This is a genomic window from Phenylobacterium sp. (genome assembly GCF_024508875.1).
GTDB lineage: Bacteria > Pseudomonadota > Alphaproteobacteria > Caulobacterales > Caulobacteraceae > Phenylobacterium.
The window spans coordinates 1-10,886 of sequence record NZ_JANINU010000046.1; the positions used below are offsets into that span (position 1 = coordinate 1).

General features: G+C 69.6%; 12 protein-coding genes. 6 read left to right on the plus strand and 6 right to left on the minus strand.

The window, feature by feature from the left end; all coding sequences use genetic code 11:
• From Q0L11_RS04880 to Q0L11_RS04895, 4 genes are all read right to left on the minus strand, one after another.
• Positions 1–860, minus strand: an 860-nt coding sequence (locus Q0L11_RS04880; RefSeq protein ID WP_296595764.1) for an amidase, incomplete at its 3' end; no start/stop codon positions are given.
• Positions 861–862: 2 nt separating this feature from the next.
• Complete coding sequence (gene gatC, locus Q0L11_RS04885; RefSeq protein WP_296595766.1) at positions 863–1,150, minus strand: Asp-tRNA(Asn)/Glu-tRNA(Gln) amidotransferase subunit GatC; 288 nt, start codon at positions 1,148–1,150, stop codon at positions 863–865.
• Between the two features lie 79 nt (positions 1,151–1,229).
• The gene (locus tag Q0L11_RS04890) at positions 1,230–2,156 is read right to left on the minus strand and encodes a sulfotransferase domain-containing protein (protein WP_296595768.1); all 927 of its coding nucleotides are present in this window, start codon (positions 2,154–2,156) and stop codon (positions 1,230–1,232) included.
• A gap of 102 nt (positions 2,157–2,258) precedes the next feature.
• Positions 2,259–2,690 (minus strand): DUF1801 domain-containing protein, encoded by a 432-nt coding sequence (locus Q0L11_RS04895; RefSeq protein ID WP_296595769.1) that lies wholly within the window; start codon positions 2,688–2,690, stop codon positions 2,259–2,261.
• Between the two features lie 67 nt (positions 2,691–2,757).
• Here Q0L11_RS04895 and ruvX point away from each other — a divergent pair, with 67 nt between their 5' ends.
• On the plus strand, positions 2,758–3,225 hold the full coding sequence (ruvX, locus tag Q0L11_RS04900; RefSeq protein ID WP_296595770.1) for a Holliday junction resolvase RuvX: 468 nt from the start codon (positions 2,758–2,760) through the stop codon (positions 3,223–3,225).
• A 41-nt stretch (positions 3,226–3,266) separates the two neighbouring features.
• On the opposite strand, the gene Q0L11_RS04905 is transcribed toward ruvX, so the two are convergent.
• Positions 3,267–3,776 (minus strand): DUF1993 domain-containing protein, encoded by a 510-nt coding sequence (locus Q0L11_RS04905; protein WP_296595772.1) that lies wholly within the window; start codon positions 3,774–3,776, stop codon positions 3,267–3,269.
• Between the two features lie 138 nt (positions 3,777–3,914).
• Here Q0L11_RS04905 and Q0L11_RS04910 point away from each other — a divergent pair, with 138 nt between their 5' ends.
• Positions 3,915–4,895: an aspartate carbamoyltransferase catalytic subunit gene (locus Q0L11_RS04910; RefSeq protein WP_296595773.1), complete on the plus strand. Its 981-nt coding sequence runs from the start codon at positions 3,915–3,917 to the stop codon at positions 4,893–4,895.
• Complete coding sequence (gene pyrC, locus Q0L11_RS04915; protein ID WP_296595775.1) at positions 4,892–6,181, plus strand: dihydroorotase; 1,290 nt, start codon at positions 4,892–4,894, stop codon at positions 6,179–6,181. Before Q0L11_RS04910 ends, pyrC begins: the two co-directional genes overlap by 4 nt.
• Here pyrC and Q0L11_RS04920 read toward each other — a convergent pair.
• Positions 6,178–7,671, minus strand: coding sequence for a PAS domain-containing methyl-accepting chemotaxis protein (locus Q0L11_RS04920; protein WP_296595776.1), 1,494 nt, complete (start codon positions 7,669–7,671; stop codon positions 6,178–6,180). The genes pyrC and Q0L11_RS04920 overlap by 4 nt on opposite strands.
• Positions 7,672–8,127: 456 nt before the next feature.
• Here Q0L11_RS04920 and plsY point away from each other — a divergent pair, with 456 nt between their 5' ends.
• From plsY to Q0L11_RS04935, 3 genes are all read left to right on the plus strand, one after another.
• Positions 8,128–8,775 (plus strand): glycerol-3-phosphate 1-O-acyltransferase PlsY, encoded by a 648-nt coding sequence (gene plsY / locus Q0L11_RS04925; protein WP_296595778.1) that lies wholly within the window; start codon positions 8,128–8,130, stop codon positions 8,773–8,775.
• Positions 8,772–9,863 (plus strand): DNA-processing protein DprA, encoded by a 1,092-nt coding sequence (gene dprA / locus Q0L11_RS04930; protein ID WP_296595779.1) that lies wholly within the window; start codon positions 8,772–8,774, stop codon positions 9,861–9,863. The genes plsY and dprA overlap by 4 nt, the downstream gene beginning before the upstream one ends.
• A gap of 100 nt (positions 9,864–9,963) precedes the next feature.
• On the plus strand, positions 9,964–10,886 hold a 923-nt coding region (locus Q0L11_RS04935; RefSeq protein WP_296595780.1), incomplete at its 3' end, for a DNA topoisomerase.

Sequence of the window (10,886 nt, forward strand, 5' to 3'; positions counted from 1 at the left end):
CCCTGCTCCCACAGCTTCTCGATCTCGGGCGGCATGCCGTCGACGCGGTATTCCTTCGGAATGCCGACGCGCAGCCCCTTCACGGACTTGCCGCAGAAGCTCGGAAAATCAGGGACTTCCGCGTCGATGCTCGTCGAGTCCTTCGGGTCGTGGCCCGACATCGACTTCAGCAGGATCGCCGTATCCTCGACCGTGCGGGCCATCGGCCCAGCCTGGTCCAGCGACGAGGCGAAGGCCACGATACCCCAGCGTGAGCAACGGCCGTAGGTCGGCTTGATCCCGACCGTGCCGGTGAACGCCGCCGGCTGGCGGATCGAGCCGCCGGTGTCGGTGGCCGTGGCGCCCAGGCAGAGCTCGGCCGCGACCGCCGACGCCGATCCGCCCGATGAGCCGCCGGGGGTCAGGTTGACGTTGCCGCCCTGGCTGCGCCACGGGTTCACCGCCGGGCCCCAGGCCGAGGTCTCGTTGGACGAGCCCATGGCGAACTCGTCCATGTTGAGCTTGCCCAGCATGACCGCGCCGTCGCGCCACAGGTTGGACGTGACCGTGCTCTCGTAGGTCGGCTTGAAGTTGCGCAGGATCATCGAGCCCGCGCTCGAGGTCACGCCCTCGGTGCAGAACAGGTCCTTGATGCCCAGCGGCGCGCCGTCCAGCGGACCGGCCTCGCCCTTGGCGCGGCGCGCGTCGGAGGCCTTCGCCATCTCGACGGCCTGGTCCGGCGTGTTGACGACGAAGGCGTTCAGCGCGCTCGCCGCCTCGATAGCGGAAAGATGCGCCTTGGTGATCTCCTCGGCGGAGAAGCTCTTGTCCGCCAGCCCGTCGAGGGCGGCCTTCAGCGTGAGCCCGGTGAGGTCGGCCATGGCTATTCCACCACCTTCGGCACGATGAAGAAGTCCTTGGCCGTCTTCGGCGCGTTCGACAGCACCTTGGCCGGGTCGCCGCCGTCGGTGACCACGTCCTCGCGCATCGGCAGGGTCATGGCCACGGACGTGGTCATGGGCTCGACGCCGTCGGTGTCGACCTCGTTGAGCTGTTCGATCCAGCTCATGATGCCGCTCAGCTCCCGGGCCAGCGGCTCCAGCTTCTCTTCCGGCTCGGCAATGCGCGCCAGCCTCGCGACCTTGCGCACGGTCGCGGCGTCGATGGCCATGGGGCCCTCCTAAGTCAGAGGGCGTGGGTTAGCCGTGGCGGGGGCGCCTTTGCAAGCGATCCCCGCCCGGGGGCGCCGTTTAGGCCGCTTCTTTCCCCACCTCCGCCCCCTGCCCGCTCGCCAGCCAGGAGGCGCAGTCGGGGCCCAGTTCGGCCAGGGCGCGGGCCTCGTAGGCGGCGCAGTCGGCGGCGGTGAGCACGTCGCGCCAGCGGCCGTTGACGCCCTTGTTGATGAAGCTCTGCGCGCCGCCGTCGAAGATCGCCCCGCCAAGCGGCGCGACGTTCTCGGCGTTCTTCTTCATGTACTCGAACGAGCAGTGCTCCAGGATCGCCGGCCAGCGGTCCTCGGGGATGTCGCAGCCCAGGAACCCGGCGATGGCGCGCATCTCGCCCTCGGGATCGGCCTTCAGGGCGTTGAAGTGCACCAGGCGCACGTTCGGCAGGTCGCGGGCGGCCCACCAGGTGGCGATGTTCTCCCAGTACGACCAGAACGGCGCGCCGTCGTTCTCCAGCCAGTGCAGGAAGTAACGGCGGATGTCGGGATCGGGCTTGCCGATCGGCGGCCCCACACGGCCGGGCGTCTCGTTCAGGAGCTGGTACCAGAGGTCGTTGCCCTGGGCGTGGTGGTTATAGAGGCTCCACAGCACGTCCCGGCCGTCGCGCGCCACGTAGAGGTACTTGGCGCGCGGCGAGAAGGTCAGCGCGTCCAGCGGCAGATGGGTTTTCACCACCCGGCGATGCGTCTGGGCCTCCAGCTGCTCCAGCGTGTCGGGCGGCATGACCCGCAGGTCCAGCCAGGGCGACAGCATGTTGATCGGCACGTCCGGCGCGCCGGCGAAGACCAGTTGGCCGACGATCTGCTGCGTCCAGGTGGTGCCCGACTTCGCATAGGTCGCCACGATCACGTCGTCGTCGCGGAAGGCGAAGCGATCCCAGATGGTGGAATCCATGTGGTGATTGTGCAGGTCGCGGGTCTTCTTCGGCCATTGGACGGGCGCGTTCGCCACGGCGGTCTCCTTCGTCTTTTCGAGGAGCCGCTGATATCCGGCGAGGCCGAAACGCCTCAATCCGCGAGTTCGCCGACCGGCTGTGCGGATTTGCCGAGGACGTCAGTGCATCCAGCCGGGAAGCGCCGCCGCCTGCCTCAGCCACACGGCCATGCGGTCCGCGTCGAACTCGCCCTCGTGCAGGTCGATCCAGCGGGACTCCCCGCTGCGCGGCGTGCCGCCCGGCGGGACCGGATCAAGCGAGGCGCCCGCGAAGAAGGTCACCTTCACGTATCGGGTGAAGACGTGGAACGACATGAACCAGCCCTGCCCCGCCACGCCGTAGAGCGGCGAGTTCCAGCGAACGGCCTTGCGCACCTGCGGCACGACCTCCAGGACGAGCGCGTCCAGCCGGGCGCCGAGGTCGCGCTTCCAGCCGGGCATGGCGCGGATATAGGCCTGGACGGGCCCGTCGCCGTCGCCCTTCGGGATCTGCGGGTTGCCGCCCGAGAGCAGCACGACAGGGCGCTCGTCGGTGGAAGTGGACCTGGGCACGTCGTGTCTCCTTGCCCCGCAGGACGCCATGCTAGCCAATTCGCGCGACAAGACCTAGGAGCCGCCCATGGCCGTCGTCGATCTCCTCGAACTCCCCGCGCTCCTCCCCCGCTACGCCGCGGTGGTGGGCCTGGACCTGGGCGAGAAGACCATCGGCGTGGCGGTGTCCGACGCGATGCGCTCGATCGCCAGTCCCCTCAGCCTAATCCGCAAGACCAAGTTCACCGATGACGCGGGCGCGCTCTTCAAGCTGATGGAGAGCCGCGAGGCGCAAGCCATCGTTATCGGCCTGCCGGTGAACATGGACGGCTCCGAGGGGCCGCGCGCCCAGTCCTGCCGCGCCTTCGCCCGCAACATCCTGCGCCTGCGCGAGCTGCCCATCGCCTTCTGGGACGAGCGGATGAGCTCGATGGCGGTGAACCGCATGCTGATCGACGAGGCCGACGTTAGCCGCGCGCGCCGGGGCGACGTGGTCGACAAGGCCGCCGCCGCCTGGATCCTCCAGGGCGCCCTGGACCGCCTGCGGAACACCTGAGCCAGTTTCTCCCTGCGAAGCGGGGAAGGACCTTTGGGACTTTACAGCCCCCCGGCGAACAGGTCCGGCTTGCCGATCTGGACGCCGCGGTTGCGCATGATCGCGTAGGCCATCGACAGGTGGAAATAGAAGTTGGTGGTCGAGAAGCCCGTCAGCCACTGGCCGGCTGGCAGGGTTGGCTCGAACTGGCCCAGGTTGAAGGTGATCGGCGCGGCGTCGCGGCCCTCGAACTGCTCGCCCTTCAAGCCCGCCAGCCAGGCCTTCGCCTCGGCGATAGCCGCCTTGAACCCGGCGAGGTCGAGGTTGTCGGCGATCCCTTCCGGCACGGGCAGGCCGGCGGCGCGCGCGGGCCACTGCTGAGCGAAGTTGATCACCACCATCGCCTGGAAGGCCAGCGGGTTCATGTCGTCGATCAGCCGCCACTGCAGCATGTCGGCCTCGGACACGCCCTTGGCGGCGGCGAACTCGGCGCCCTTGGTCAGCAGGTGGTCGAGCGTGCCAAGCCCCTTGGAATAGAGGTCGACGAAGGTGAACAGGCAGACGTTGGACATAGGTTTCCCCCGGTTGTGAGCTTGGCTGGATGTAGGGAGCGCCCCGCGCCCCGCGCAACGCGGCGGGCGGAGGAAACTGGGGATCACCCGTTGCGCCAGCTTCCCTTGCGGCCCGGCGTCGCCTAAAGGGGCGCTTTAATGAGCGCCGCGCCCCCCGGTCTGAACGACGTCCTGCAACGGACCTTCTCGTTCCCCAAACGCCACTTCCTTTCGTCCACCGACCTGAACGAGGTGGAGGTCGCGAGCCTCTTGGACCTCGCCGACGGGTTCGTGAGCCTGAACCGCCAGACTTCGAAGAAGCTGGACCTGCTCAAGGGCAGGACGCTGATGAACCTGTTCTTCGAGAATTCGACGCGGACCCAGAGCTCGTTCGAGCTCGCGGGCAAGCGGCTGGGCGCCGACGTGGTCAACATGAGCCCCCGCTCCTCGTCGATCTCCAAAGGCGAGACCCTGATCGACACGGCGGTCACCCTGAACGCCATGCAGCCCGACCTGCTGGTGGTGCGCCACGCCTCGTCGGGGGCGGCCAGCCTCCTGTCGCAGAAGGTCGGCTGCTCGGTGATCAACGCCGGCGACGGCCAGCACGAGCACCCGACCCAGGCCCTGCTCGACGCGCTCTCCATGCGCCGCGCGTTCGGCTACATCTCGGGGCTGAAGGTGGCGATCTGCGGCGACGTCCTGCACAGCCGGGTCGCCCGCTCCAACATCGCCATGCTGCAGATGCTGGGCGCCAGCGTGCGCCTGGTGGGACCGCCGACGCTGATCCCGCCCGCCGCCGACCGCTGGAACGTCGAGGTCTTCCACGACATGCGCAGGGGCATCGCCGGCTGCGACGTGGTGATGATGCTACGCCTGCAGCTCGAGCGGATGGACGGGGTGATGGCGCCGTCGCAGCGCGAGTACTTCCGCTTCTTCGGCCTCGATCGCGAGAAGCTGGCCCTGGCCGCGCCGCACGTGCGGGTGATGCACCCCGGGCCGATGAACCGCGGCGTCGAGATCGACTCCGACGTGGCCGACGACCTGTCCGTCAGCCTGATCCAGGACCAGGTGGAGATGGGCGTGGCTGCGCGCATGGCCGTCCTGACCTCCCTGGCCGCGCGCCTGGAGAACGACCGTTGAGCCGCCCCCTCGCCTTCACCAACGCCCGCCTGGTCGATCCGGCCAGCGGCTACGACGGCCCGGGCAGCGTCATCGTCACCGAGGGCGTCATCGCCGATGTGGTCCAGGCCCCCACGCTGGGCGGCCTGTCGGCCGACGTCGAGGTGGTGGACGCCGGCGGCGCGCTGCTGATTCCCGGCCTGATCGACATCCGGGTGAAGACCGGCGAGCCGGGGGCCGAGCCCAAGGAGACGCTGAAGTCCGCCGCCCAGGCCGCCGCCGCGGGCGGCGTCACCACCATGGTCGTCCAGCCCGACACCCATCCCGTGATGGACGAGCCGGCGGTCGTGGACTTCATCCTGCGCCGGGCGCGGGACATTGAGCTGGTGAACGTCTATCCGGCCGGCGCCGCCACCAAGGGCGCCCAGGGCCAGCGAATGGCCGAGATCGGCCTGATGCACGAGGCCGGCTGCCTCTATGTGACCGACGCCGACCGGCCCATCGTGGACTCCAAGGTCTTCCAGCGGGTGCTGATGTACGCCAAGGCCTTCGACACCCCGGTCGCGCACCGGCCCGCCGATCCCTGGCTGTCGGCCGGCGCCGCGGCCACCTCGGGCGAGTTCGCCGCGCGGATGGGCCTGCCCAGCGTGCCGGCCATCGCCGAGAAGATCATGCTGGAGCGCGACCTGGCCCTGGCCGAACTCACCGGCGCGAAGCTGATCGTCGACCAGGTCACGACAGCGGCGGCGCTGGAGAGCCTGAAGCGGGCCAAGGACCGGGGCCTGGCGGTCACCGCCACGACCTCGATCAACCACCTGTCGTTCAACGAGATCGACATCGGCGACTACCGCACCTTCTGCAAGCTGGACCCGCCCTTGCGTTCGGAACAGGACCGCCAGGCGGTGATCGACGCCGTGGCGTCCGGCCTGATCGAGGTGGTGGTCTCGGCCCACGCGCCTGCGCCCGCCGAGGACAAACGCCTGCCCTACGACGAGGCCGCCCCCGGTGCGGTCGGTCTCCAGACGCTGCTCGCGGCGCTGCTGGCCTTCCACCACGACGGCCAGATCCCGCTGATGGACCTGATCCGCACCGTCACCTCCGCGCCGGCGAAGCTGCTGGGGCTGCCGGCCGGCCGGATCGCCAAGGGCGCGCCGGCCGACCTGGTGCTCTGCGACCTGAACGCGCCGGTGGTGATCGACGCGGACAGGCTGGTCTCGAAGTCCAAGAACTCCCCGTTCGACGGCCGCCGCCTGCAAGGCAAGGTGCTACGGACCGTCGTGGACGGGCGGACGGTCTACAAGGTCTAGAACTCGTCCCAGCGCGGCTGGGCGTTGACCGCCACCTTGAGCTTGCGCTGGAGCGCGGCGGCGTCGGCGGCGGGCGGCTCGGCCTTGACCGCACGCGGGGCGGCGCGGGACGCCGAAGCGCCACGGGCGCCCACGTCGAAGCGGGCCACCAGTTGGTCCAGTTCGGCCGCCTCGCGCTTGAGTTGGGCGGCGGCCGCGGTCGCCTCCTCCACCATCGCGGCGTTCTGCTGGGTGACCTGGTCCATCTGGTTCACCGCCGTATTGACCTGGGCGAGGCCGGTGGCTTGCTCCTGGGCCGACTGGGCGATCTCGGAGACGAGGCCGTCGATGCTCGCCACACGGTCGACGATGCCGGTCAGGGCCGCGCCGGTGTCGTTCACCAGCTTCACGCCCCGGTCGACCTGGGTGCTCGACTGGGTGATGAGCGTCTTGATCTCCTTGGCCGCTTCCGCCGACCGCTGGGCCAGGGCCCGCACTTCCGACGCCACGACCGCGAAGCCCTTGCCGGCCTCGCCCGCCCGCGCCGCTTCGACACCGGCGTTCAGGGCCAGCAGGTTGGTCTGGAACGCGATCTCGTCGATCACCCCGATGATCTGGCTTATTTGGCCCGAGCTCTGCTGGATGTCGTGGATCGCCGCGACCGCTTCACGGACCACGTCGCCAGAACGCTCTGCTTCGGAGCGTGCGCCGGACGCCACCTGCGAGGCCTCGCGGGCCCCTTCGGCGCTGCGCTTCACCGTGGCGGTGATCTCGTCCAGCGCGGCGGCCGTTTCTTCCAGCGTCGCCGCCTGCTGCTCGGTGCGGCGCGACAGGTCGTCCGAGGCCGACGAGATCTCGTCGGCGCCCCCACGGATGGCGCCCGTGGTGTTCAGCACCGACTCCATCGCCTGGCGCAGGCTGGCGGCGGTGGCGTTGAAGTCGTCGCGGATGCGCACATAGGCGCCCCTGAACTCGGCCTCGATCGTGGCCGTGAGATCCCCGCCGGACAGCCGGCTGAGGCCCTGGGCCAGCAACGTGACGACCTCGTTCTGCTCCTTCTCCGACTCCGCGCGCTCGGCGTCGTTGCGCTTGCGCTCGTTCTCGGTGGCGGTGATGTCGGTGGCGAACTTCACCACCCGCACGGCCTTGCCGTTCTCGTCCAGGATCGGATTGTACGACGCCTGGATCCAGACCTCGCGGCCGCCCTTGCCGATGCGCCGGAACTTCGCAGCGACGAACTCGCCCCGGTTCAGCGTCTGCCAGAAGTCCCGGTAGGACTGCGTCGACGATTCTTCGGGATCGACGAACATGGAGTGCCGCCGGCCGACCACCTCCGTCTCGGCATAGCCCAGCGTATCGAGGAAATTGCGGTTCGCCCGGATGATCGTGCCATCCAGTTCGAACTCGATCACCGCCTGAGAGCGCTCGATGGCCGCGACCATGCCTTCGAGGGCGCGGACATGGGCCGAGTCCGTCTTCCTGGCGCCGGAGGCGCCCGCAAAGAGCTTCATCTGTCTATCCCCTGGAACGCCGCGACATCGCCACCCCAGGCGATCGCGTTACGTGAACAAGGGTCTGCCACCGAGATCCCTAACGATCCCTGAATATCACTATGGTTAAACTATGCGTTCTGGCCGAAATCGCCCATTAGGCGAGTATTTTTATGTAATATCGCCTCGAATTGAGTAATGTGACAAAATATCTCTTTGGATATACTGCAAGCCTAGATGCCCACGCCTTCACAGCACCCGCCCTGCGCGAGCTCCCACGTCGCGCTGAGCGGACGCGCGCCAGCTCAACTCAGGGTGCGTTGAAGGCGACTTCCCGTGGTTCAGCACGGCGCGGTGCAATGCGCGCCAGCATTGCCGTTGTCGACCCGGTAAAGTTCACCTATTGTTCCGCCTCACCGTTCGCCGCTGACGAACGCATCGCGCCGCGCTAGGACTGCGGCCGGAGAGGAAGCGTTCATGGCCGAGATTCTGAGCCCGCTGGCGATGGGGGCCGCGCTGGTCGGGGGTTACCTGCTGGGGTCTATACCCTTCGGGGTGATCGCCACGCGCCTGGGCGGCGCGGGCGACGTGCGCTCGATCGGCTCAGGCAACATCGGCGCGACCAACGTGCTGCGCACCGGCCGCAAGGACCTGGCGCTCATTACCCTGCTGGGCGACGGCGGTAAGGGCGCGCTCGCCGTGCTCCTGGCCTGGCTCGCCACCCGCGACGGCACGGTCGAGCAGCAGGCCGTGTTGACGTCCCTGGCGGCCGGCGCGGCCTTCCTGGGTCACCTGTTCCCGGTGTGGCTCGGCTTCAAGGGCGGCAAGGGCGTCGCCACCTTTTTCGGAACGATGCTGGCGGCCGCCTGGCCCGTCGGCCTGGCCGCCGCGGCCACCTGGCTGATCGTCGCCTTCCTCTCCCGCATCTCCTCGCTCGCCGCGCTGGTGGCGGTCGCGCTCGCGCCGGTGGTGGCGCTGCTGATCGGGCGCCCCACAGCCATCGTGCTGCTCGCGCTGTTCATGGCCCTGCTGGTGTTGGTGCGCCACGCCGAGAACGTCCGCCGCCTCCTGAAGGGCCAGGAGCCCCGGATCGGGGCGAAGAAGGCGGAGAGCGCCGAGGCGTGATCCGGCAGCTCTCCGAGCCCCAGCGGCGCGACTGGCTGCGGCTGGCGCGCGCAGAGAACGTGGGCCCGGTCACCTTCGACCAACTGATGAGCCGCTTCGGCGACGCCGGCGAGGCGCTGGCCGCCCTGCCCGACCTCGCCCGGCGCGGCGGTCGTGCGGCCGGCGTCCGCATCCCGAGCGTGGCCGAGGCCGAGCGCGAACTCGCCGACGGCGCGGCCCTCGGCGCCCGCCTCATCTGCGCCTGCGAGCCCGACTTTCCCCAGGCGTTGGCCGCGCTGGACCCGCCCCCACCGCTGATCTGGACCCGCGGCGATGCGCGCCTTCTCGACCGCCAGACCGTCGCGATCGTCGGCGCGCGCGTGGCCTCGGCCGCCGGCCAGCGCTTCGCCCGTGGTCTCGCCGCCGAGTTGGGCCAGGCCGGCCAGGTGATCGTCTCGGGCCTGGCCCGCGGCATCGACGGCGCGGCCCACGAGGGCGCGCTGCCGACCGGCACGGTGGCGGTCCTGGGCGGCGGGATCGACGACGTCTATCCGCCCGAGCGCCGGGACCTCTACGCCCGCATCGTCGAGCGGGGCTGCATCGTCTCCGAGAGCGAGCCCGGCCGCACGGCGGTCGCCCGCGACTTCCCCCGCCGCAACCGGATCATCGCCGGCCTGTCCCGCGCCGTGGTGGTGGTCGAGGCCGAGTTCCGCTCGGGCTCGCTGATCACCGCCCGCCTCGCCAACGAGCAGGGCCGCGAGGTGCTGGCCGTCCCCGGCTCGCCGCTGGACCCTCGCGCCAAGGGGACCAACGACCTGATCCGCCAGGGCGCTGCGATCTGCGAGAGCGCCGAGGACGTGCTGCGCGCGCTGGAGGGCCTGCGCGGCTTCCGCGAGCCGGGACCGCCGCCCTATCGCCCCGAGCCGGTCGAGGTCGACGACCGTCTGCGCGAACGCGTGGCCGGCCTCCTGTCGCCGACCCCCGTCTCCCGCGACGAACTCGTCCGGGCCGCCCAGGCCCCCGCCCCCGTCGTCTTCGCCGCCCTGATGGAGCTCGCCCTCGCCGGCCGGGCCGAACTGCTGCCCGGCGGAATGGTCGCCAAGTCGTGAGCCCCTAAAGGGGCTCGGCCGTACTGCGCGAATCCGGGCCGTTGACAGGCCGCCGGGACCGCCCCCACCTTCCGCGCTCTTTAGGATCAGACACCTTATAATGAACGTCGTCATCGTCGAGAGCCCGGCCAAGGCCAAGACCATCAACAAGTACCTGGGCTCGGACTTCAAGGTGCTCGCCTCGTACGGCCACGTCCGCGACCTCCCCGCGAAGGACGGTTCGGTGCGCCCGGACGAGGACTTCGACATGTCCTGGGAGGTCGACGGCAAGGCGGCCAAGCGGCTGGCCGAGATCGCCGACGCGGCCAAGGGCTCCGACAAGATCATCCTCGCCACCGACCCGGACCGCGAGGGCGAGGCCATCTCCTGGCACGTGCTGGAGATCCTCCAGAAGAAGCGCGTGCTGAAGGACAAGACCATCCAGCGCGTGGTCTTCAACGCCATCACCAAGTCGGCCGTCACCGAGGCGATGGCCAATCCGCGCGACGTCGACATGGAGCTGGTCGAGGCCTACCTGGCCCGCCGCGCGCTCGACTACCTGGTGGGCTTCACCCTCTCCCCGGTGTTGTGGCGCAAGCTGCCCGGCTCCAAGTCGGCCGGCCGGGTGCAGTCGGTGGCTTTGCGCGTCATCGTCGACCGCGAAATCGAGATCGAGCGCTTCAAGACCCAGGAATACTGGACCGTCGACGCCGAAGTCTCGGCCAACAGCGACCCGTTCACCGCCCGCCTCGTGAAGCACGACGGCAAGCGCCTGACCAAGTTCGATCTGGCCAACGAGGCCAGCGCCTTTGCGGCGCGGGACGCGATCAAGGCCGGAACGTTCAAGGTCTCGGCGCTGGAGCGCAAGCCTGGCCGCCGTTCCCCGCCCCCGCCCTTCACCACCTCCAGCCTGCAGCAGGAAGCCGCCCGCAAGCTCGGCTTCAACGCCCAGCGCACCATGCAGACGGCCCAGAAGCTGTACGAGGGCGTCGACATCGGCGGCGAGACCGTGGGTCTCATCACCTACATGCGGACCGACGGCGT

What these genes read in the sequence shown, in the direction of transcription:
- plsY (WP_296595778.1), top strand. Translation starts at nt 8,128, where the DNA reads ATGGCCGAGATTCTGAGCCCGCTGGCGATGGGGGCCGCGCTGGTCGGG.
- Q0L11_RS04910 (WP_296595773.1), top strand. Translation starts at nt 3,915, where the DNA reads ATGAGCGCCGCGCCCCCCGGTCTGAACGACGTCCTGCAACGGACCTTC.
- Q0L11_RS04920 (WP_296595776.1), bottom strand. Translation starts at nt 7,671, where the DNA reads ATGAAGCTCTTTGCGGGCGCCTCCGGCGCCAGGAAGACGGACTCGGCC.
- gatC (WP_296595766.1), bottom strand. Translation starts at nt 1,150, where the DNA reads ATGGCCATCGACGCCGCGACCGTGCGCAAGGTCGCGAGGCTGGCGCGC.
- Q0L11_RS04905 (WP_296595772.1), bottom strand. Translation starts at nt 3,776, where the DNA reads ATGTCCAACGTCTGCCTGTTCACCTTCGTCGACCTCTATTCCAAGGGG.
- ruvX (WP_296595770.1), top strand. Translation starts at nt 2,758, where the DNA reads ATGGCCGTCGTCGATCTCCTCGAACTCCCCGCGCTCCTCCCCCGCTAC.